This is a genomic window from Paenibacillus sp. FSL H3-0310 (assembly GCF_038002785.1).
Classification (GTDB): domain Bacteria; phylum Bacillota; class Bacilli; order Paenibacillales; family Paenibacillaceae; genus Paenibacillus_AQ; species Paenibacillus_AQ odorifer.
The window spans coordinates 947,716-970,533 of sequence record NZ_JBBODC010000001.1; the positions used below are offsets into that span (position 1 = coordinate 947,716).

Below are 22,818 nucleotides of genomic sequence, written 5' to 3' on the forward strand. Positions count from 1 at the left end.
TTTCTCTTCACATTAACCCAGAGGAAGGTCTCAGATGAAAAAAGTAATGATTGAATTTAAGGATTTCAGCTTTCAATATCGGGCCCAGCAGGAACCCACACTACAGGGGATTAACTTAACGATTGTTGAAGGGGAGAAGGTGCTTATCGTGGGACCCTCAGGTTCTGGGAAAAGTACACTGGCTCATTGCATTAATGGTCTCATCCCTTTTGCTTACAGAGGGGAAATATCAGGTTCATTACGGGTTATAGGCCAGGAGCAGAAGGATCTGAGTATCGCAGAGCTGTCCAATCAGGTAGGTACCGTATTGCAGGACCCGGATGGACAATTTGTAGGATTAACGGTTGGTGAGGATATCGCCTTCAGTCTAGAGAACCATGTGGTTCAGCAGACAGAAATGAAGAGCAAAGTGGCGGCTGCCGCAAGAGCGGTGGATATCCACGACTTTCTGGCCTCTTCTCCTCAGGAGTTATCGGGTGGACAAAAGCAAAAAACGTCCTTGGCAGGTGTTCTGGTAGGTGATGTGGACATCCTGCTCTTTGATGAACCGCTGGCAAGCTTAGATCCTTATACAGGTACAAAAGCGATTGAGCTTATTGATCGAGTGCATAAAGAGACAGGTAAAACCGTTATTATGATCGAGCATCGTCTTGAAGAGGTGCTGCATCGGGCGGTGGATCGTATTATTGTGATCCATGAAGGACGTATTGCGGCGGATATGCCGGCTGCAGAACTGTTGAGCACAACGTTGCTTTCAGAAGTTGGCATTCGGGAACCTCTCTATTTAACGGCTTTGAAGTATGCCGGATGTTCGATTACAGCAAATATGAATCCGCAGCATGTGAACGATATTCAGTTGGAGGCGTGTTCTAATAAACTTAAGATCTGGTATGAGTGCAATCAGTCACGCCAGGATAAGCTGGAGAACCCACCCATCCTTGAGCTAAGAGATATTTCTTTTGGATACGAAAAAAATCAGCAGGTGCTGGATAAGCTCAATCTCTGTATTCATAAAGGAGAGATGGTCTGTATAGCGGGGCGAAATGGGGCTGGGAAATCTACAGTTTCTAAGCTCATTTGTGGCTTCTATAAGCCTTCTTCCGGATCGATACGGATGCATGGGCGTGATATTGCTCAGGACACGATTAAGGAGCGGGCAGAGCGGATTGGTTTTGTTATGCAAAATCCCAATCATATGATTTCTAAGACACTTTTATATGATGAGGTTGCCCTAGGACTAAGACTCCGAGATTGCCCTGAGGAGCTCGTTCGTGAACGCGTCCATCAAGTCTTGAAGGTGTGCGGACTTTATTTTTTTCGCAGCTGGCCGATCTCGGCGCTCAGTTACGGCCAGAAGAAACGGGTCACGATTGCCGCCATTCTGGTACTGGAGCCGGAAGTGATCATTTTGGATGAACCGACTGCTGCTCAGGATTACAGGCATTATAACGAAATGATGGAGTTTCTCTTGACGCTGCGGGGGCAGGGGATGACGGTCATTATGATTACGCATGATATGCACTTGATGCTGGAATATGCCGATAGAGCTATAGTGTTAGCTGATGGCGTGAAGCTTGCGGATGATAGCCCTGAGCGAATATTAACGAATACTGATGTGGTGAAAAAAGCGAACTTGAAAGAAACCTCGCTTTTTGCCCTAGCTATAAAAGCTGGATTGAAACAACCGGAGGAGTTCGTAAGAAGGTTCATTGCGTATGATAGGAGGAGCCGAGGCGGATGAAGGCTAAAATGTTAACTTTTACGAAGCAGGATTCACCTATTCACCGTCTTACCGGCGCTACGAAGTTGATTTTATTTGTAGTGTGGTCTGTGACGGGGATGATTACATATGATACAAGATGTCTAATTGTGATGCTGTTATTTAGTTTGCTTGCCTTTAGAATTTCCAAAGTTCAATTTCAGGATTATGCTTTCGTATTATATTTCATCTTGATTTTCTTTTTGCTTAATCATATAGCTATCTTTATCTTTTCTCCTTTGGAGGGCGTACGTGTTTACGGGACACGTCATGATATTATGCATATTGCAGGCCGGTATACGGTAACTTGGGAGCAGCTATTTTATCAATTCAATATTGCCCTGAAATATGCGGTGGTCATTCCTATGGCATTATTATTTCTTCTAACGACCAATCCCAGTGAATTTGCAGCATCCTTAAATAGAGTTGGAGTGAACTATAAAATTGCATATTCTGTATCGCTGGCACTGCGGTACATTCCGGATATTCAACGAGATTATGAGAATATATCGTTCTCTGCTCAAGCAAGGGGAATAGATATTTCTAGAAAAGAAAAGCTGCCTAAGCGGCTAAAAAATATCATTTCGATTCTGATGCCCCTAATTCTGACTAGTATCGAGCGGATTGAAAATATCAGTACCGCTATGGAGCTGCGCGGCTTTGGCACTGAGACCAAACGAACTTGGTATAGCCGTCGCCCGTTCACGAGAGACGATTATTTTGCATTGGCTTTGTTTGCGCTGATTGGAATTTTCTCGACGGTGATCACTTTTTACGACGGTTCGCGGTTTTATAATATTTTCGATTGAAGTATAATAGTACAGTTGTGGAAAACTGGGATTATAATAAACGGCACCTTTTTGTTAAGACTGAAGACGTTTCTCCAGTTTTGACCATATAGGCAGGTAGCATAATGGCAGTGCTAGAAGTGAGCAGACTACGTTGAAAATGGTCTGGGCGTGGGCGATTTGTGAAGCAGGGCCTCCACCAATCCATGCAGCACTTGCTTGTAGCAGCCCGATCATGGGCAAGAATAATAGTGCACCACCTACATTAAGCGCAACATGGGACCAAGCGACGAAGACGCCGGATGGCGTGCCGCCGATGGAAGCGATGACCGCTGTAACACAGGTGCCCACGTTGGCGCCCAGCACAATGGCTATACCTAGCTCAGGCGGCATGGCACCCGAGGCGGCAATGCTCATAGCCATAGCTATGACAGCAGCGCTGCTATGGAGCATGGCTGTTAGGCACGCTCCAGCGGCGAGCCCCCATAAGGCACTAGTAGCGGCATGGTTTAGGAACCAGAGGAATAAGCCACTTTCCTGAAGTATTCCGCCGATAGACTGCATGACAGCGATGCCCCATAGGACGAGGGCGAAGCCTGATACAGCCAGACTGATAAATTGCAGCGGCGGGGATATTTTGTGGCAGAGCTCTGCCACTCGTGATGTAGGCGGCAGTTCGCCTGCAATAACTGCCGCTGCCCACAGACTGAGCGAGGCTGCCAGCAAGGGCGTGGCCATGGTATTGATCTGAAGTCCGATCAATTCTGTAGTTAATGTGGTGCCGATGTTGCTGCCCAAGATAATGCCAAGTGTGCGGGCATAGGTAAGCAGGCCGGCATTGACCATGCCGATAGTCAACACCGTTACAGCAGTACTGCTCTGGAGTAAGGCGGACAACAGGCTGCTGGCAATCATTCCTTTAATAGGGGTTGAGGTAGCTCTATTTAGGCTTGTAGTTAATAGAGGGCCTGCTAGCTTGGACAACGCCGTTTCCATCAGCTTCATGCCGGCTAGAAAGATAACAAGACCATATATGATAGGGAACAGCAAATCACTGAACATAGGGCATACTCCTTTGGACGAGGGTTGTACACCAATATATGAATGTATTGCATGGGACATGTATAAAAACATTTTTAGAAAAACAGGGAGTTGAAGTCATTGCCATCGGTTATTTTAGAACGCAATCGCAAAAAAAGACTGGAACAGGGCCATCCGTGGGTCTATGCAGGTGAAGTCGCATCGGTAGAAGGAAATCCGGAAGCGGGGGGATTAGTAGATGTCCTTAATCATCAGGGCCGATTTTTGGCCGTAGGATATTACAATCCAGCGTCACAAATTCGGGTAAGAATTGTATCGCAGGGACCCCTTGCGATCATGGATACAGCCTTTTTTGCAGAACGTTTTGCGAATTGTCTGCAACACAGAAACCGGTTCCTTCCGGGTGCGGATGCTTATCGCTTGGTTTATGGTGAAGCGGACTTTTTGCCGGGGCTTATTGTAGATCGATTCGGAGATATTTTGGTTGTGCAGCTGCTTACCCTCGGAATGGACAAGCGGCGTGCAGAAATCGTCGAAGCATTGGTGCAGGTTATGGCACCGCGCGGAATCTATGAGCGCAGTGATGTTAGTGTGCGCGAGCTTGAAGGTATGGAGCAGACAACGGGTGTGCTGTACGGGGAATGTCCAAGGCATGTAACCGTGAGCGAGAATGGCCTGAAGCTGGTCGTTGATATTGAAGAGGGCCAGAAGACAGGTTACTTCTTTGACCAACGTGAGAATAGAGCTTCCATTGCTCCGCTCATGAAAGGCTGGGGAGGACGAAGCGGCATTACGCTACAGGAAATTGAAACTGAGGATGGTTCACTACAGACCTTACCAGTTAATAAGAGCGGCAAACATGTAACGTTCCCTTATTGGGACGGTGCGACAGTGCTGGAATGCTTCTCGCATACGGGCAGCTTCACGCTGCATGCCTGCAAGTATGGCGCGAAAAAAGTAACCTGCCTTGACGTTTCAGCACACGCCATTGAGAGTGCCAAAGTGAATGTGGAGCTGAACGGCTTTAGCGATCGTGTTGAATTCGTAGTGGATGATGCTTTTGCATATCTACGGAATCAGGTTAAAGGACTAGAGGAACGTTCTGAACGGGCGACAGTTGCCAGTGGAACAGATACGGCAGCAGCTGCTACAAATCCTAAATCCGGAGGCAAAACAGCCAAAACCGACACATCCAAGCCGATGACGGCAGGTGGAGGAAGAACTTGGGATGTAGTCATCTTGGACCCTCCGGCGTTTGCCAAAACCAAAAGTGCAGTAGCTGGCGCTTGCCGTGGTTACAAGGATATCAATCTGCACGGGATGAAGCTGGTGAACGAAGGCGGCTATTTGGTTACCGCAAGCTGTTCTTACCATATGCAGCCAGATCTGTTCCTCGAAACGATTGCCGATGCAGCTAAAGATGCTGGCAAGGTGTTGAGACTTGTAGAATGGCGGGCCGCAGGCAAAGACCATCCACAAATACTTGGCGTTAACGAAGGACACTATCTGAAGTTTGCGATTTTTGAAGTGCGGAGTAAAAAATAAGCCTGAAGGTCAAAAAGGTTTACAGTGCCAAGTAACAAATAAGATAAAAGGGCTGGTCGTAGGGTGGCCGTGAGTCGACTGTAAGGCAAGGAGTTGCCAACGGACTCAGATGACTCTATTTAGCGTAAACAGCCCATTATTGAATTCTTACGGACCCTAAAGGCGCTATTGCCCCAATAACACCCGGAATGCAGCACATTTTCGAAGAATAGCGTCAGTGGGGTCCGAAAAGTTGCCATAACAGCACTGAATCCACGAATAACGGCTCCTGGGTCCCTAAGTAATTAATGAAACAAGCCTAGCCGAAATGTTGAGTGTTAAATTCGGAATACTAAATAGTAAACAACGAATGATGCTTATTGAATTATGATATGCGGAATGCGGATTACAAAACGATCGGCGTAGAGTGCTAATGTTGAGTGCGGGGTGTTGAGTATTGAACGCTGGGTGCTGAATGCCGAACGCTGAACAGTCTAACATTGACCCTATGCTCCGACATTGGCAGCTCCTATCTAACGTTGCACAACTGGCATTAAAAACAAACTAAACACTCTAAAAAGCAAGCCGCCAAAATCCGGAGGTTTGCTTTTTTTATTTGTACTCATAGCTGTTTATCCTTTGTAAAACATTAGAAAATACTAGCAAACACATGTTCCGATTAGTGTGGTTATGATATACTGAGGGGACGAGGAATCACTGAACTTTTTTAATTGGAGTGTAATCAATGGGTGGATATTTCACCCTGTATTCTATATATTTTCTCCGCTACGGAAGGAGTCTATCATTTATGCCGGTAACCTTTTTACTAGGCCGCTCGGGCAGTGGCAAGACAACAAAAATATGGGAATCTATCTCTTCTTCCTTAGAAAAGGAACCGCTTGGTGCGCCGATTATTATTCTTGTGCCAGAGCAAGGTTCTTTTGGAGCAGAACGGGGGCTTCTGACCGTAGGGAATGTGAAGGGAAGCCTTCGGGCGCAGACACTGAGTTTTTCGCGGCTTGCCTATCGTGTGAAGCAGGAAACTGGTGGCAGTGCAAGTCTGCCAATCAGTGAAGAAGGTAAGAAAATGTTAATTTACAAAATCATCAGTCGCCGCAAAGAGGAACTGAAATTATTCGGTGCCTCAGCAGACAGACCGGGTTTTGTGGAACGTCTGAACCAACTGCACACGGAGATGAAACGTTGCTGTTTGGGTTCCACTGATTTAGAGGAACAGCTGTCCGCTATGCGAGGAGCTATTGCAAGAAGTCCTATTCTTGAGGGTAAGCTGGAAGATTTGCAGCTGGTATTTAGCGATTTAGAGAAGGAAATGTCCCGTCTTTATATCGATGAAGAGGATCGTTTAGCAGAACTGGCTGAGCATATTCCAGATTCCTCCTACATTCGCGGGGCAGAGATTTGGGTAGATGGGTTCCATGGATTTACTCCGCAGGAATTCGTAGTGCTTCGAGAATTGATGCAGCAAGCTTCGAGGCTGACGGTTTCGCTTACAATTGATCGTCCTTACCCCTATGGAGATCAGTTGAATGAGCTTGAATTGTTTCACCCAACTGCGGTTACTTACATTAAACTGCGAGGAATTGCTGAAGAGCTGGGCATTGATGTATGGGACGAGCTGTTGGAGCCAACGGTTCTTCCGCGTTTTGAGGAAAGTCCAGTACTTGCTCACCTTGAACGGGGATATGATCGCCGGAAGGCTTGGATAGGTGCGGATGAACTGGCAAGAGAGGCTATATCCATAGGCGCCGCAGTTTCGCACAGAGCAGAGGTTGAGGGAGCCCTGCGCGAAATGAATAGACTGGCGCGGGATGAAGGTGCAAAATATGGCGAAATGGCCGTATTGATGCGCAATATTGGCGATTACGAGCAGCTGGTTCAGCCGTTGTTCCAAGATTATGGAGTGCCATTTTTTCTGGACCAGAAGGTGAATGAGCTGCATCATCCGCTAGTGGAGTTTATACGTTCCGCATTGGATGTAGTGCGTCGTCGCTGGCGTTATGAGGATGTATTCCGTTGCGTAAAGACGGAGCTTCTGCTTCCGCTAGACGGTAGTATTACGCGTGAAGATATGGATGCTTTAGAAAACTATGTGCTGGCTTGTGGGATTCAGGGGTTCCGCTGGACAGATGGCCGCTCCTGGAAAGGTATTCCTAGCTTGTCGCTGGAAGGCGGCAGACAGATGGATGATGAACTGCTTGCTACTATGGAACGATGCCGTGCTAGTATAACAGGTCCATTATTTGCTTTTGAGAAACGAATCCAGAAAAGCCGAAGCGGCCTTGAACTATGTACGGCAATGTACAAGCTGCTTGAAGAGACGGATGTTGCACGAAAGCTGGAGAAACTCAGTGTTAAGTCTATGGAGAAGGGCCAACCCGAGAAGGCTAGGGAACATAGCCAGTTGTGGGGTGCGGTACTTGATCTGTTAGATCAGATAGTAGAAATGATGGGCAATGAAAGACTTGAGTTTGAAGTGTTCACTGGAGTTCTAGAGACAGGTCTTGCTGAACTTAAAATGGGACTAGTTCCGCCCGCACTGGATCAAGTATTGGTCGGCAATATGGATCGGACTCGCCCAACGGGGGTTAAATACGCTTTTTTGCTTGGATTTAATGAAGGTGTTGTGCCTGCGCAGTTTAAGGAAGATGGAATTCTCTCGGAAGGTGAACGCTCCGTACTAGAGAATGCTGGAATGGAGCTTGCTCCCGGCGCTTCTCGTAAACTGCTGGACGAGCGGTTTCTGATCTATAATGCACTAACGACAGGAAGCCGAAAGCTCTGGATTAGCTACGCTACAGCGGATGATGAGGGCAAAGCTCTCCTTCCCTCTGAGGTTATCCGGCATTTGCATAGAATGTTCCCAAGGGTTCAAGAGCACAGCTTGTCAGCACTTCCCCCTTCGGGACTACCTATAGAAGTCGGAAATCCTATCCATCTCGGTTTCATTGGTCAACCAGAACAGAGTCTTCGCGCATTGATTATGCAGCTGCGGCAGTGGCGCCAAGGAACAGAAATTCCGGAGCTATGGTGGGATGTGTATAACTGGTTTACTAAGAACGAAGATCGTAAATTTCAACTGGAACGTTTGCTAAGTTCACTGTTCTATCGTAATGAGGGAACGAAGCTAAAGCGTGGCACAAGCCTCAGATTGTATGGTGGCTCAACACTGCGGGGCAGTGTGTCCCGGATGGAGAAATTTGTTGCGTGCTCATTTTCCCATTTTGCGTCCTACGGACTAAGACTGAAAGAGCGCCAGTTATATAAGCTGCAAGCACCTGATATTGGACAGCTGTTCCATGCTGCGCTAAGTGATATGGCGATAAGACTGAAACAAGAGGGACGGGGCTGGGGCAGCTTATCTCCGGATGAATGTCGGCGTGAGGCCAGTGAGACAGTAGAACGGCTATCTCCGATGTTGCAGGGTGAAATTCTAATGAGCTCCAAACGTTACGGGTACATCTCCCGTAAGCTTAAGAATATTGTTGGACGTGCTTCTGTGATTCTGGGCGAGCACGCCCGCCGGGGCAGCTTTGAGCCAGTAGGGCTGGAGCTGGATTTTGGACCGGATAAGGAGTTGCCGCCTTTAAGAATTACGCTGCCGAATGGCTGTGTGATGGAGGTCGTTGGCCGGATTGACCGTGTAGACATGGCTCGTGGAGAGAACGGAATTCTTCTGCGGGTAATTGATTATAAATCGAGCCAAAAGGATCTCAAGCTGCATGAGGTGTATTATGGATTGTCGCTGCAAATGCTGACTTATTTGGATGTGCTGCTGACATATTCGGAGCAATGGCTGGGGCAGCCGGCACTTCCAGCAGGCACACTTTATTTCCATGTGCATGATCCGTTGTTAACTTCATCCAACGGGATGAACAAGGAACAGGCTGAGCAAGAGCTGTTGAGACGCTTCAAGATGAAAGGACTGCTTACAGCTGATCGTGAGGTTGTCTCCCTGATGGATACCACTTTAGACAAAGGGTATTCTTCTATCGTGCCTGTAGCAGTAAAAGCTGACGGCAGCTTTTATAGCAGTGCTTCAGTAGCTACACCAGAGCAGTGGAGCCATCTATTATCCTCCGTTAGAGGGACGATCTCGGATATCGGGACACGGATTACAGAGGGTGATGTGGCGATTGAGCCGTACCGAATTGGGCAGGAGACCGCCTGCACATTCTGTTCCTTTAGACCTGTCTGCCAGTTCGATGAAGCTGTGGAAGGTAACAGCTATAACAATCTGGGTAAGCCAGGGAAGGACGTTATATGGGATCTGCTGTCCCGCAAAGGAGGAACTACACCTTGAGTATGAAGGCTGAAATAGAAGCGAAACCGGAAGGAAGTATATGGAGTGATGACCAGTGGCGGGCCATTGCGGAGAGCGGTGATGACATCCTCGTTGCTGCGGCAGCAGGTTCCGGCAAGACGGCGGTGCTGGTAGAACGGATTATTCGAAAGATCAGTAAGGAAGAGAACGGCTTCAGTGTAGACAGGCTACTAGTAGCCACGTTTACCAAAGCTGCGGCTGCCGAAATGCGGCAGCGGATCAGGGAAGCCCTTGATCGGGAGCTGGAGGAGAACGGGGAGAATGACCATTTGCGCCGTCAGCTATCCCTGCTGGGCAAAGCTTCGATTACAACGTTGCACTCCTTCTGTCTGGAAGTGATCCGGCGTTATTATCAAATGATTCCGATTGATCCGGGTTTCCGCATATTAAATGAGCATGAAGCGGAGATGATGCGGCAGGAGCTGCTCGAAGAGTTGCTGGAGGAAAAGTACGGTGAGGTAGGTGCGGATGGCGAGGATAGCATATTTGTGCAGCTCGCTGATTGGTTCAGTGGTGAACGCAGTGATGATGCAGTGCATGCGCTCATACAGCGATTGCATGATTACGCCCGCAGCCATCCTTGGCCAGCGCAATGGCTCCGTGATACTGCAGCTGATTTCTCATTGCCAGACACCGAAAGTCTGGGTGGAACGCCATGGGTACTGAGCATTCTTGAAGAAGCGAAGCTGACACTTGCGGGTGCAGCCAGTCAGCTGATGCAAGGCCGGGAGATTGCACTACAACCGGGTGGTCCGGCACCCTATGCTGAGAATTTAACCACTGATCTTGAGATGGTAAATGCACTGCAGGATGCCGTTAACGAACGACCTTGGGCAGAATTATATGATATTTTTATGGAAGTATATTTTGGAAAATTAAAGGCTTGTAAGAAGGATTCGACAGATCCTGGACTGCAGGAGATGGTGAAGGAACTGCGCGACAGTGTGAAGAAGAGTATTTTAGATCTTCAGAAAGCATTGTTTGGCCGTCCGCCTGAGGTTTTTTTGAAAGAGCTGAACGAAGCGGCTCCACTGATGGCAGAGCTTGCAGAGACAGTGATAGCATTCGGTGAACGTTATAGAATTGAAAAAGCAGGAAGAGGTCTAGTCGACTTCAGTGATTTGGAGCATTATTGTCTGCAAATTCTACGCCATCCGGACTCTACGCCCGGTCATTCCCTGCCTTCTGATGCAGCTATGGAATACCGTGCTCAATTCGATGAGGTTCTGCTGGATGAGTATCAGGATACGAATAGTGTGCAAGAGGAGATTGTGCGGCTAATATCCCGTGAAACACCCGGTAACCGGTTTATGGTCGGAGATATGAAGCAAAGTATCTATCGATTCCGTCTGGCGGAGCCGGGGCTATTCCTGGATAAATACCGCAGCTTTGGCTCACACCCAATCGATGATCCATCTGAAATTACTAATGAATCGTCTAGCGGTTCGGTTATCGATCTGGCCCGTAATTTTCGCAGTCGCATGGAGGTTGTGAATGCCGTTAATATGATCTTCCGGCAGATTATGAATGAGACGGTAGCGGAGATTAATTATGACGAACGCGCTGAGCTTGTTTACGGAGCGAATTTCCCAGGTGCAGCAGAGAAGGGCCCTGATACCTTTTTTGCACCGGAGTTATTATTGATAGATCGTGGTTCAACAGCAGGGAAGTCAGAAGAGACTTCTGAAGACGGTGAGGCGCCACTTCAGGAGAGTGAAGCCATTGAGAGCGAGACGGCGCAGCTGGAAGCACGGGCAATTGCCCGGCGTATTTCACAAATGACGGGGATGACCGGTGGATCGCCGCTGCTTATCTACGATAAGGGACTCAAGATTATGCGCCCGGTTATTTACGGTGATATCGTAATCCTGCTTCGCTCGGCAAGAATCTGGACCCCTCTGATCATCGAAGAGCTTCGGATGGAAGGAATCCCTGCTTATGGTGATCTGAATAAAGGTTATTTTGAAGCTACAGAAGTGGAAATTGCACTCTCCCTCTTAAAAATAGTTGATAATCCTCAGCAGGACATTCCGCTGGCTGGCGTACTTCGTTCACCTGTGGTCGGATTAACGGAAGAAGAATTGGCTACGGTGCGTATGTGTAGTCAGGGTCTTTATTTTCAAGCAGTACAGATGGCGGTGGATATGCAATATGCAAAAGAGGCTGAAGAAGAGTATGACCTCTTCTCGGCTCATGTGATTGAATCCGCAAGCACCGTCGAGAATAATGTTTTACCTGATAAAGATCTGCCGCAGATCAGTCCAGAACTGAAGCGCAAGCTTAGACATTTCCTAGAACAGCTGGAAAGCTGGAGAAATGCGGCTAGACAAGGTAGTCTCAGTGAGCTGATCTGGCGTATCTATGGGGAGAGCGGCTATCTGGAATGGGTTGGAGGACTGCCTGGAGGCTCGCAGCGCCAGAACAATCTTAAAGCTTTGTATGATCGGGCTGTGCAATTTGAGAATGACACCGCAGCGCGTGGATTGTTCCGTTTTCTGGTATTCATTTCACGGCTTCGTGAGAACGGCGGAGATCTGGGTGTAGCTGGCGGTGGCGGTGAAGAAGGCAATGGCGTCAGAATCATGACCATCCATAAATCCAAAGGGCTGGAGTTCCCTGTTGTTTTTGTAGCCGGGATGGCAAAACAGTTCAATCGACAAGATTTGCATTCGCCATTTCTTATGCACAAAGAGCTTGGCTTTGGGCCGCGTTTTGTGGAACGGGAAACGCGAGTTAGCTACCCAACACTTCCTTATCTGGCTATTAACCGGCGTACACGGCTTGAATTATTAGCGGAGGAGATGCGTGTATTATATGTAGCGTTAACTCGTCCGAGAGATAAAATGATTCTAGTAGGCACTGTAAGAGATTTGCCGCGCAAAATCGCTAGCTGGAGCAGCGTACAGAACCGGGATGAGCTGCTGCTTGCAGATCATCTGCTGGCCCGAGGGCGCAGCTATTTGGACTGGGTTGGACCGGCATTGATCCGGCACCCTGCGGCGGCGATTCTTCGTAAGCTGGGCGGTTCAGAAGGTACCGTCTCCACGGTGCTGCACAACGATGTCTCCAACTGGAGCATCAGTGTGCAAAATGCTTCCGAACTTAATTCTGGGGCGTTCCTGCCAACGGATCAGACTGAGGAGAAGGTAGAGGAACGGCAAGCTGTACTCGAAGCACTGCATAAGGGTGAAGCTGTAAATATATATGAAACAGAGACTAGCGATGAAATTGCTAGAAGACTGGAATGGAATTATCCGTATGCGGCAGCCTCAGGTATTCCGGCTAAAACTTCTGTTACGGAGTTAAAAGCGTTGTTGTCGTTGCAGGAGCAGCCCTCTTTTGATCTGCTGGAAGAAGGCAATTCTACAACCTCAATAGAAACCGATAAACGTCCAAGTGTTGCAGGTGCGGACAGTCTTCATTTGCGGCGTCCGAAATTTATGGAAAAACGCAGTCTAACCCCAGCGGAACGCGGGACAGCATACCATACAGTCATGCAGCATATTCCGCTGGAGGGTTCAGTTGATCCTAGGGTTGTGGAAGAAACCTTAGCCCGACTTCAGAGAGTGGCTATTCTAACTGCTGAGCAGGTGGAGGCTGTAGCTCCCGGTCAGATAGAAGCTTTTTATACTAATGAACTGGGACGTAGATTAATAGCTTCTTCTTGGAAGCTTAGAGAAATGCCGTTCAGTTATATGGTTCCCGCAGGTGAGGCTTATCGAGGGCTCGATTATATGAATGAAGCCGTCTCGGAGCTTTCCCCTGAGAACAATAAGGAAGGCTTTAGTGAGGCTGTGCTAATTCAAGGGGTCATTGACTGCCTGTTCCGTGAAGAGGACCGGATTATTCTGCTAGACTATAAGACGGACTCTGTATTAGAACATCAGGGCGGCTTAGAGGCACTTAAGGAAAAATATCGTTTTCAGCTAGAGTTATACAGCAAGGCATTACATGATATTTTGGGAGAACCGATCAGCGAGATTTGGCTGTACTTTTTTGACGGCGATCATGCTGTGAAATTATAAATTATTCATTGCCGCATAGGAGCGGGGAAAGAGGACGAAGATGCGGATATTGCATACGGGGGATTGGCACTTGGGCCGTACGCTGGAGGGAAGAAGCCGCCAGAAGGAGCAAGAGCAGTTCATAGATGAATTGGTGGAGATCGCCGATTTTCATAAGGCGGATTTGATTATGATGGCGGGAGATGTGTACGATTCCGTTAATCCGCCAGCGGCTTCGGAGCAATTATTCTATGAGGCTGCTGCCAGGCTGACTTCAGGGGGCAGGCCCCTTGTGGTGATTGCCGGCAATCATGACCAACCGGAGCGCGTATCTTCAGTCTCCCCGCTTGTATTAAGGCAGGGGATTACCTTGGTAGGACTTCCAACCTCAGAGCCAGTGACAGTTCATGCTGCGCGGACAGGTGAGATTGCCAAAATCGCAGCCCTTCCCTATCCCTCTGAGGCACGTCTCGGTGAGTTGCTTGCTGGGGACAGCGGGGAAGAGGAGCTTCGACTAGCTTACAGCGCACGGGTAGGCAAACTTATGCAACTGTTGGGACGGGAATTTACGCCACAAACCGTGAATTTGGCGATGAGCCATATTTATGTGCTTGGAGGTGTAGAGAGTGATTCGGAACGCCCGATTCAGGTGGGCGGGGCTTACACTGTAGACCCTTCTGCTTTATCCTGTGGAGCGCAATATACTGCACTAGGCCATCTTCATCGCGCTCAGCGTGTAAAAGGGGAAGGGATGATCCGTTATAGCGGATCCCCGCTGGCATATAGCTTTTCGGAAGCAGGACAAGCCAAGTCGGTGACGCTGATTGATGTTGCGCCGGGCGGTGAGCCGACCTTCGAAGAAATCTATCTTCGCTGTGGGCGTCCACTTGTAAGATGGAGCTCTACGGGGGGATTGCAAGAGGTATATAACTGGTTGGATGAAGGTAGAGATGCTTCCGCTTTTATAGATTTGGAGATTCGGCTCAGTGAAGCTATGTCGATGAATGATATTCAGCGCCTGCGTAAATCACGTGAGGGGATCATTCATATTCGTCCGATTTATCCGCAAATGGAGCTGGAGCTCGAACAGATTTCCCGTTCACGTATGCCTGTACAAGAATTGTTCCGTAAATTCTATCAGCGCCAGACGGGCGGGGCGGAGCCGGAGGATCGTTTGATTGAGCTGTTCTTACAGCTAACCGAAGAAGAACGGCAGCAGCCGGAGGAAGGAGAGGAGAACTAAGGTGAAGCCTATTTTATTAAAAGTTGCAGGATTGCAGAGTTATAGAGAAATGCAGGAAATAGATTTTGAAAGTCTGTGTGAGACCGGGCTGTTTGGGATTTTTGGACCTACGGGCAGCGGCAAGTCCAGTTTGCTGGATGCTATTACTTTGGCGATGTACGGCAAAGTGGAGCGCGCCGTTAATGGAACACAGGGGATTATGAATCACTCTGAGGATTCACTCAGCGTGGCGTTTACCTTTGAGCTCACTTCTTCCGCTGGGGCACATCGTTATCGCGTTGAACGTAAGTTCAAGCGGACAGGTGAGCAAACAGTCAGTAACACCATTAGCCGTTTCATTGAAGTTACACCTGACGGGGATAACGTTATGGCGGATAAACTCGCAGATGTTACAAGTTGTGTGGAAGAGCATATTGGGCTCAAGATGGATGACTTCACGCGAGCAGTTGTATTGCCGCAGGGGAAATTCGCCGAATTCTTATCGCTTCGGGGCGTAGACCGCCGACAAATGCTGCAGCGCCTGTTCCATTTGGAACAGTATGGCGATCAGCTTGCGTTGAAGCTTAGCCGACGGGTGAAGGAGAATGAGGCTGCGCTCCGCGCGCTCGAAGCGGAGCAGCAGGGGCTTGGCAGCGCAGGCAAAGAGGATGTAAAGGCAGCGGCGGAGCGCCTCGAACAAGCAGCCCAGCATGCTGCGGAATGCCGCCGCAAGCTGGAGGCGGCGCTGCAGGTCGCGGAGCGTTTCACGCGCATTCGCGAGCTGCAAGAGGAACGGACCCGCCGCGAATTGCAGCGGCAGGGACTGCTCTCCAAGGAGGATGAGATTCTCCTCCTTGAACGGAAGCTCGGCCAAGCTGACGAGGCCGAGGCTAGGCTTCCCGCGCTGAAAGCATGGCGAAGCGCGGAAGACGCCTTCAAGAGCCGATTGACCCGCGCGGAGGGTCAAGAGGTGCTGGCCGCCGCTGCCGAGCAGGAGGCGGCGCGTGCCTCTGCGGCCGCGGCTGCTGCGCAGGCCGCGCTTGCGGCGGAAGAGCCGGCCCTCCGGCAGGGGGCCGACACCTACCGCCGCGCGCTCGAGCTCGAGTCCGAGCTCGGCGCCCTGCGGCGCGAACTCGCGGCTCTGCGCGAGCGCCGCGAAGAGGCCTCCCGCAAGCTGGCGGAGCTGCGGGAGGGCATGGCCCGGGAGCGTGAGCTTTTGGCCAAGGGCCAAAAGCGCCAGCAAGAGCTGCAGCAGAGCTTGCAGCCGCTCGGTGTCCGCTCCCAGGAGCGGCAGTCTCTGCAAGAAGCGATGCAGAGACTGCAAGGGCTGCACTCCGCCGAATCCCAGTGGGATAAGGCGGAGAAGGAGCGCCGCGAGCGTGCCACTGCACTCGCGGCTGCGCAGGCGCGCCTCGCGGAGGCCGAGGGCCGTCGCGGGCAGCAGGAAGCTTCTCGCGGGCAGCTGATCCGCGAGGCGGCGCTGCATCAAGAGAAGCTGCTGGCGACAGAAGAAGCTGCGTGCACCGCAGCAGAAAGTCTGGAGCAACATATCAGTTCTTTGGAAGCAGCCCTCAAGGGGCATGAGTTGCACAGACTCTCGCTTGGATTGGCTAAAGAATTGGAAGCAGGACAACCTTGCCCAGTATGTGGCAGCGAACACCACCCGGCACCTGCTGTATTGCAGGATAACGTAGAGCAACAGGAACTGGAGATAAAGCTTCAACAGGCTCGGGTGTTGTCCAGACGTGCTTTGGAAGCACGCCATATGTTCCGTGGTCTGCGGGAGCAGGACCTGGTTTGGCTGGAGCAGGTGTTTGGTGATGGAGCTTTTGATACGGTAAATCATCCTGCAGCGGCAGGCTCAGAAGTCAGCACTGCCGAGGTTTCCTCTACCGATATGTCCATCCCAGATGAAAAAGCTTTGGCAGAACTTGATGCTGCATTTTTAGCATTAAAAAGCCAGTCTGGAGAACTGCGCCGTACAGCGATACAGTGGCAGCAATCGATGCAGGAAGTTCAGCAGCTATGTCTCAAAGAAGCAGCGGGTGCCGAAGGTGAGCGAAGCTGGGTAGAAGGCCTAACCGCCAAAGCCGAGGAACTGAGTGGCCAACTAACCGCTTTGCGGCAGAACTGGGTACAGCAGTTCCCTGATTTGGCACCGGAAGAGGTAGAAAAAGCTTATCGTGAGCTGTTAGCCAAGGATGCTCAAGCTGAGGAAATTAGATCCCGACTGGAAATCAGTGTCAAGTTTCTGGATGAGAAAAGCGCTTCGGTGCAGAATCTTCAGGAGACCATCACCGGACTCGATAAAGAGCTTACTCAGTGGAATACACAGATGGAAGGCAAAGAAGAATTGCAGCGTGAAAAAGAACGGCGTCTTTTAGAGTGGACTAATGGCCGCGCTGCTGCCCCTCTTCTAGCAGAGTGTGAGCGTCGTCTGCAGGAATTGTTAGCAGCTGTGGAGACCAGCCAACGATTACATCTCACGGCAGCGGAAAAAGCGCAGCATGAGATCAAGGAGGCAGCGATTACCCGCCAGGCTGCAGAATCTGCTCGAGAGCATTATGTGACTTCAAGCCATCTGTGGGAGCAAAGCTTAACCTCTTCACCTTTTAGTTCCGCCGCTGAGGTTGAAGGAGCAGCTCTCGCACCTGAAGAGCGGGAAATTTCTTCTTCTCGGGTACATGCCCATCGTGCGGAAGAAGCTGAAGTCTCATTGCAGCTGCGCAATATTGAAGAGAAGCTTGACGGAGCCAGCTTAAGTGAAGAGGAGTGGCAAGTTAGCCAGGAGAGCTTAAGCGTGTGTAAGTCAGAGGATGAAATGTCGCTGCAAGCAAGAGCGCGCGCAGAGCGAGATCTGGAGGATCTGCGGCATCGGCATATTCGCTGGATGGAGCTCGAAGCCCAGCGGCTAGAACATGCTTCTCTACAGGATCATTTGTCCAAATTGCAGACGGTTTTACGTGGAAATGCTTTTGTTGAGTATATTGCGGAGGAACAATTGATGCAGGTATGCCAGTCTGCTTCCCAGCGGCTTCGTTTCCTGAGCAAACAGCGTTATGCGCTGGAGGTTGATTCGGGTGGTGGCTTTGTAATCCGTGATGATGGAAACGGTGGTGTAAGAAGACCGGTCTCCACGCTTTCCGGCGGAGAGACGTTCTTAACTTCCTTGTCACTTGCACTTGCACTTTCGGCACAGATTCAGCTGCGGGGGCAGTATCCATTGCAATTTTTCTTTTTGGACGAAGGCTTTGGTACGCTGGATCCGGAATTGCTCGATACGGTAATCACCTCACTGGAAAGACTGCATAACGACCAACTGTCTGTCGGCATTATCAGCCATGTTCCAGAGCTTCGGGCACGATTGCCACGCAAGCTGGTAGTAGTACCTGCTGAGCAGGGTGGAGGGGGATCTCGGATCCTTTTGGAAAAAATGTGAAGATCTATAATGTGTGTGATTCTTATCACAGATACAGTATCAACGCGCTGTTATAATACAGCTAAGCCGACATTACTTTAGAAACACCTCGGCGGACGTATGGCAGGGAATGAACTCCTTTTCATACGTCCGCCGCCGAATCAGCTTTATAAGCTGTGAAGGGTGTTTCTCTTTTTTTTGTCTTTTTTAGGCCTAACGGTGTTGATATATTTATTTAATGGTTCATTCTGTAACAGATACAGTTTAGGGCAGATTATGCTGAGTTTGCTTGCTGCTTTCGTAATTGATGATTATCCTGTATGATTATCTTATGATGAAGTGGAATTTCACCAATTTTTAGGAGGCAAGCACTCTATGGAGACCGTGTTTAGCAAAATTATTGAGGGTACTATTCCTTCCAAAAAAGTATTTGAGAATGAACGTATTCTTGCATTTTACGACATCGAGCCGGCTGCACCGGTACATGTGTTGATCATTCCCAAGAAGTTCATTGCTTCAATGAATGATGTTACACCTGAGGATCTTCCGCTTATTGCTGAAATCCACAGTGTAGCCCAACAGATCGCCAAAGACCTTGGAATTGCTGAGTCTGGTTATCGTTTAATCAATAATTGCGGACCTGATAGTGGACAAGCTGTGCCTCATCTTCATTATCACCTGCTGGGTGGAGCCAAGCTGGGTGCGCTCACTGGAAACTCAGCTTCGCACGCATAGCATAATCATTTAATGTTGAAGAACTTGCCAGAAAAAAGAATAGCACGAAGGTTGACACGTTATTTCCGTTTGACCTATAATGGAGTTTGATAAACCGTGTTATGCTCTTGGACGGTATGGTCGGAGGGAGGGGAAACCTGTGTCTGAAACGAAAGTTCGCAAAAACGAGACAATTGATGCTGCACTTCGTCGCTTTAAACGTTCCATCGCAAAAGATGGTGTCTTGGCTGAGGTGAAGAAACGCAAACATTACGAAAAGCCGAGCGTTAAGAAAAAGCTGAAGTCTGAGGCTGCTCGTAAGAGAAAGTTTTAGGAGGATTACCCACGCATGAATCTTAGCGAGAGATTGAACGAAGATATGAAGCAAGCGATGAAGAGTAAGGACAAGTTCACGCTCTCCACGATTCGAATGGTTCGTTCTACAATAAAGTATCTTGAAATAGATCTGAAGAGAACATTGGACGACAACGAAGTGCTTGATATCCTTAGTCGTGAAATCAAACAGCGCAAAGATGCCCTCCAAGAATTTGAATCAGCGGGTCGCGACGAGCTTGCCGCGAGTACAAAAGCAGAAATCGAGATTATTATTAAATATCTTCCCGAGCAACTTTCCGAAGAAGAAATTAAAGTAATTGTACAGCAGACCATCCAGGAAACCGGTGCTTCTTCGAAGAGCGAAATGGGGAAGGTCATGAGCGCACTGATGCCTAAGGTCAAAGGTCGCGCTGATGGTAAACTCGTGAACCAGGCGGTTCTGCAATTTCTGCAATAATATAGCACTAGCACCCCTTGCAAAAGGGGTGCTTTTCTATGTTATGAAACGTAAATCCAATTTCAGCGTATTAAGGGTTATGAGTTCTGGGTCAAGCTAAAGAAGGGAGGTAAAATCATTGAGAAGATTACGGAAAATACTGTTAGCTAGCATTCCTGTGGTCCTGCTGTTACTCCTCCTGACACCCTTTGCAACGAATGTAAGCGCTGACGGGGCAGCCCCGAAAACACCGGGGGTTACGAACAGTGAGCTGAAAAAAGGTCCCGTGTTTATTATTCCGGTAGATCAAAAGATTGAACGGGGTTTGCAAAGCTTTTTGGAAAGAGGATTTGAAGAAGCCGCTAATTATGGAGCAGTCCTTATTCTACTAGAGGTCGATACACCTGGAGGGCTGGTGAAATCGGCAGAAGAGATTGGGACGATGGTAAGAGAGAGTGAAATACCAACAGCTGCCTATATTAAAGGTGATGCCGCTTCTGCAGGCAGTTACATAGCACTTAATGCAGGTGCAATAATCATGAAGCCGGGCAGTATGATCGGCTCCGCTTCCTTGGTAGACATGAATGGTCGAAAAGTCGATGATGCCAAAATGATATCCTACTGGAGATCTAAAATGATCGGCGCTGCTGCTCTGAATGATCGTGATCCAGACATTGCTGCTGGAATGGTGGATAGTAATTTGGTCGTGGATAAGCCAGAGCTTGGAGTGACTAAGACACAGGGAGAAATCATTGCCTTGTCTAGTGAAGAAGCTTTAAAAGCTGGTTACGCTGATCAAATTACAGATACCCCTGAAGAAGCAATTCAGTGGCTTGGATATACTACAGACGACATCTTTCGCGTAGAGCATACCGGTGCGGAAAAAATGTCGCAATTTCTGACCAATCCAATTATTATGACGATTCTGCTGTTCATTGGGATTACAGGCGTTGTCATTGAACTGATTGTTCCAGGCTTTGGTGCGCCAGGAATTATCGGGACGTTGGCTTTTGTGTTATATTTCTTCGGCAACTATGTTGCAGGATTCGCCGGAGCGGAAACTTGGCTCTTGTTTATCATTGGGCTTGTCATGCTTGTGCTGGAGCTCTTTGTGCCTAGCTTCGGAATATTGGGGCTCCTAGGCTCTGTCAGCCTTGTAGCGGGTGTTGTACGAGCTGCTTACAGCTATAAGCATGCACTGCTCAGTCTAGGTATCTCTTTCGTAGCTGCGACTATAGTTGTAGTAATTGTTGCGGTCATTTTTAAAGAACGAGGGATATGGAACAGATTTATTTTGAAGGAAAGCCTTACTAAAGATCAGGGATTTGTGCCTGTAGAAGAGAAGCTTAGCTTATTAGGCGCTACAGGAACCAGTATTACTCCACTTCGTCCCTCAGGAACGGCTATGATAGGCGGCGAACGTGTGGATGTTGTTACAGAAGGTAGTTTTATTAGTGCTAATGCACCGGTCTCTGTTATTAAAGTAGAGGGCGGACGGATTGTTGTGAAAGAAATCAAGGAATAAGGTAAACACTGGAACCAATAATAGTTCTACAACAAATTTACGGAGGTTATATAGTATGGGTGAAGCATCTTTGATTCCTATTCTGTTCATCGCGGTAGTGGTGATTATTGTATTGAGCGTGTTTTTAAGTTTCTTCCCGGTTATGCTCTGGATTTCAGCATTAGCATCGGGCGTTAGAATCAGTATTATTACGCTGGTGGCGATGAGACTGCGTCGTGTAACCCCAAGTCGTATCGTTAACCCAATGATTAAAGCGACTAAGGCAGGTCTTGGACTGAACATTAATCAACTGGAGAGTCACTATCTCGCAGGTGGTAACGTAGACCGTGTTGTTAATGCGCTTATTGCAGCACAACGTGCAGATATTCCTTTGGAATTTACTCGCGCAGCAGCCATTGATCTTGCAGGACGTGATGTGCTGCAGGCTGTGCAAATGAGCGTTAACCCTCGTGTAATTGAGACACCGGTTGTTGCGGCTGTTGCTAAGAACGGGATTGAAGTTAAGGTAAAAGCGCGCGTAACTGTTCGTGCCAATATCGACCGCCTCGTGGGTGGTGCGGGTGAAGAAACGATTATTGCCCGTGTTGGTGAAGGGATTGTAACGACAGTAGGTTCGAGTGATTCCCATAAAGATGTCCTTGAGAACCCGGATTTGATTTCGCGGACGGTATTGTCCAAAGGGCTTGACTCAGGTACTGCTTTTGAGATCCTCTCCATTGATATTGCGGATATCGATGTAGGCAAGAACATCGGTGCTTATCTACAAACCGAGCAAGCAGAAGCAGATAAACGCATTGCCCAAGCCAAAGCGGAAGAACGCAGAGCGATGGCTGTCGCTCACGAGCAAGAGATGAAGGCGCGCGTAGTAGAGATGAAGGCGCTTGTTGTGGAAGCTGAATCTCAGGTGCCTATGGCAATGGCTGAGGCGCTCAGAAATGGCCAAATCGGCGTGATGGATTATATGAATATCAAAAACATCGAGGCAGATACCCAAATGCGGGGCTCTCTCGGCAAAATGAATGATCAGGACGACAATAACCGTCCTAACAATAATAAATAAAAGGGGATGTGAATCTCCATGAGCTGGATCTATATTATTGCGGTTATTATATTCGCGATCGTATCCAATGTGAATAAAGCAACTAAAAACAAGCCCAAAGGAGCTCCTCGCGGGGGAATGCCCACTTTTGGGGGCGGAGAGGATTCTCCGCTCCGCCGGGTAAAACGCCCGGATATCGATGGAGGGCGCCAAGCGGAGTCTGGCAGTGGATTTCCTGCTCCTGTTAGCACCTCTTCCCGGCAGTCGAGGTCAGAGGATAACCGGGAGTATGATGCCTCTCCTGCCTTTCCAGAACCCGCGTATATACCAACTCCAGATTATTCTACTGGAGAAGGAATGTCTTTGGAGCATGCCGATGACGGAGTTGAATTACGCACACAAAGAATGCAAGAAGAGGTACGGCGCCTTCAATCTGCTTTTGACGGGATAGCGGGTGCAGATACCAAAAGATCAAATAAGACTAAGAACACAAACTCACCCTCTGCGGGAGACCAGACACATGGAACAGGGAGTCGTGACGACCTGCGCAATGGTGTAGTCTGGGCAGAGATTCTGGGACCACCGCGTTCTCGTCAGCCGCATTCCACCCGAAGATAATATTTACGGATCATAGTAACAATAAAGCCTCGGTTTCCTATCTTTACGATAG

The 22,818-nt window shown here is 48.9% G+C and carries 14 protein-coding genes; 13 read left to right on the plus strand and 1 reads right to left on the minus strand.

The genetic code is table 11. The annotated features are described in order from the left end of the window. The first annotated feature begins 34 nt into the window (after positions 1–34). Both MHH63_RS04295 and MHH63_RS04300 read left to right on the plus strand, forming a co-directional pair. A complete protein-coding gene (locus tag MHH63_RS04295; protein WP_076278795.1) occupies positions 35–1,741 on the plus strand; it encodes an ABC transporter ATP-binding protein in 1,707 nt (568 codons plus the stop codon). Next, entirely contained in the window at positions 1,738–2,568 is an 831-nt protein-coding gene (locus MHH63_RS04300) for an energy-coupling factor transporter transmembrane component T family protein (RefSeq protein ID WP_076128979.1), read from the plus strand. Before MHH63_RS04295 ends, MHH63_RS04300 begins: the two co-directional genes overlap by 4 nt. A gap of 54 nt (positions 2,569–2,622) precedes the next feature. Here the strand turns inward: MHH63_RS04300 and MHH63_RS04305 are convergent, their stop codons facing one another. Further along, complete coding sequence (locus tag MHH63_RS04305; protein ID WP_076218327.1) at positions 2,623–3,609, minus strand: Na/Pi cotransporter family protein; 987 nt, start codon at positions 3,607–3,609, stop codon at positions 2,623–2,625. A 99-nt stretch (positions 3,610–3,708) separates the two neighbouring features. Between MHH63_RS04305 and MHH63_RS04310 the strand changes: the two genes are divergently transcribed. From MHH63_RS04310 to MHH63_RS04360, 11 genes are all read left to right on the plus strand, one after another. Next, positions 3,709–5,133: a class I SAM-dependent rRNA methyltransferase gene (locus MHH63_RS04310; protein WP_076281218.1), complete on the plus strand. Its 1,425-nt coding sequence runs from the start codon at positions 3,709–3,711 to the stop codon at positions 5,131–5,133. 787 nt (positions 5,134–5,920) lie between these two features. Further along, positions 5,921–9,433: a helicase-exonuclease AddAB subunit AddB gene (addB, locus tag MHH63_RS04315; RefSeq protein ID WP_341171247.1), complete on the plus strand. Its 3,513-nt coding sequence runs from the start codon at positions 5,921–5,923 to the stop codon at positions 9,431–9,433. 2 nt (positions 9,434–9,435) lie between these two features. Next, entirely contained in the window at positions 9,436–13,479 is a 4,044-nt protein-coding gene (gene addA, locus MHH63_RS04320) for a helicase-exonuclease AddAB subunit AddA (protein WP_341171992.1), read from the plus strand. Positions 13,480–13,519: 40 nt separating this feature from the next. Beyond that, positions 13,520–14,701 (plus strand): exonuclease SbcCD subunit D, encoded by a 1,182-nt coding sequence (locus MHH63_RS04325; RefSeq protein WP_076218330.1) that lies wholly within the window; start codon positions 13,520–13,522, stop codon positions 14,699–14,701. Between the two features lies 1 nt (position 14,702). Continuing rightward, on the plus strand, positions 14,703–18,119 hold the full coding sequence (locus tag MHH63_RS04330) for an AAA family ATPase (protein WP_341171248.1): 3,417 nt from the start codon (positions 14,703–14,705) through the stop codon (positions 18,117–18,119). Between the two features lie 354 nt (positions 18,120–18,473). Continuing rightward, positions 18,474–18,833 (plus strand): histidine triad nucleotide-binding protein, encoded by a 360-nt coding sequence (locus tag MHH63_RS04335; protein ID WP_036683863.1) that lies wholly within the window; start codon positions 18,474–18,476, stop codon positions 18,831–18,833. A 139-nt stretch (positions 18,834–18,972) separates the two neighbouring features. Further along, entirely contained in the window at positions 18,973–19,146 is a 174-nt protein-coding gene (gene rpsU / locus MHH63_RS04340) for a 30S ribosomal protein S21 (protein WP_036657994.1), read from the plus strand. A gap of 15 nt (positions 19,147–19,161) precedes the next feature. Next, positions 19,162–19,605, plus strand: coding sequence for a GatB/YqeY domain-containing protein (locus MHH63_RS04345; RefSeq protein WP_036683862.1), 444 nt, complete (start codon positions 19,162–19,164; stop codon positions 19,603–19,605). A 118-nt stretch (positions 19,606–19,723) separates the two neighbouring features. Beyond that, entirely contained in the window at positions 19,724–21,109 is a 1,386-nt protein-coding gene (locus MHH63_RS04350) for an NfeD family protein (protein ID WP_341171249.1), read from the plus strand. Positions 21,110–21,164: 55 nt separating this feature from the next. Beyond that, positions 21,165–22,169, plus strand: coding sequence for a flotillin-like protein FloA (gene floA, locus MHH63_RS04355; RefSeq protein ID WP_036683849.1), 1,005 nt, complete (start codon positions 21,165–21,167; stop codon positions 22,167–22,169). 18 nt (positions 22,170–22,187) lie between these two features. Next, positions 22,188–22,766, plus strand: coding sequence for a hypothetical protein (locus MHH63_RS04360; RefSeq protein WP_076304276.1), 579 nt, complete (start codon positions 22,188–22,190; stop codon positions 22,764–22,766). Positions 22,767–22,818: the final 52 nt, after the last annotated feature.

What these genes read in the sequence shown, in the direction of transcription:
- MHH63_RS04360 (WP_076304276.1), top strand. Translation starts at nt 22,188, where the DNA reads ATGAGCTGGATCTATATTATTGCGGTTATTATATTCGCGATCGTATCC.
- MHH63_RS04325 (WP_076218330.1), top strand. Translation starts at nt 13,520, where the DNA reads ATGCGGATATTGCATACGGGGGATTGGCACTTGGGCCGTACGCTGGAG.
- MHH63_RS04300 (WP_076128979.1), top strand. Translation starts at nt 1,738, where the DNA reads ATGAAGGCTAAAATGTTAACTTTTACGAAGCAGGATTCACCTATTCAC.
- addA (WP_341171992.1), top strand. Translation starts at nt 9,436, where the DNA reads ATGAAGGCTGAAATAGAAGCGAAACCGGAAGGAAGTATATGGAGTGAT.
- addB (WP_341171247.1), top strand. Translation starts at nt 5,921, where the DNA reads ATGCCGGTAACCTTTTTACTAGGCCGCTCGGGCAGTGGCAAGACAACA.
- MHH63_RS04305 (WP_076218327.1), bottom strand. Translation starts at nt 3,609, where the DNA reads ATGTTCAGTGATTTGCTGTTCCCTATCATATATGGTCTTGTTATCTTT.
- MHH63_RS04345 (WP_036683862.1), top strand. Translation starts at nt 19,162, where the DNA reads ATGAATCTTAGCGAGAGATTGAACGAAGATATGAAGCAAGCGATGAAG.
- floA (WP_036683849.1), top strand. Translation starts at nt 21,165, where the DNA reads ATGGGTGAAGCATCTTTGATTCCTATTCTGTTCATCGCGGTAGTGGTG.
- MHH63_RS04295 (WP_076278795.1), top strand. Translation starts at nt 35, where the DNA reads ATGAAAAAAGTAATGATTGAATTTAAGGATTTCAGCTTTCAATATCGG.
- MHH63_RS04335 (WP_036683863.1), top strand. Translation starts at nt 18,474, where the DNA reads ATGGAGACCGTGTTTAGCAAAATTATTGAGGGTACTATTCCTTCCAAA.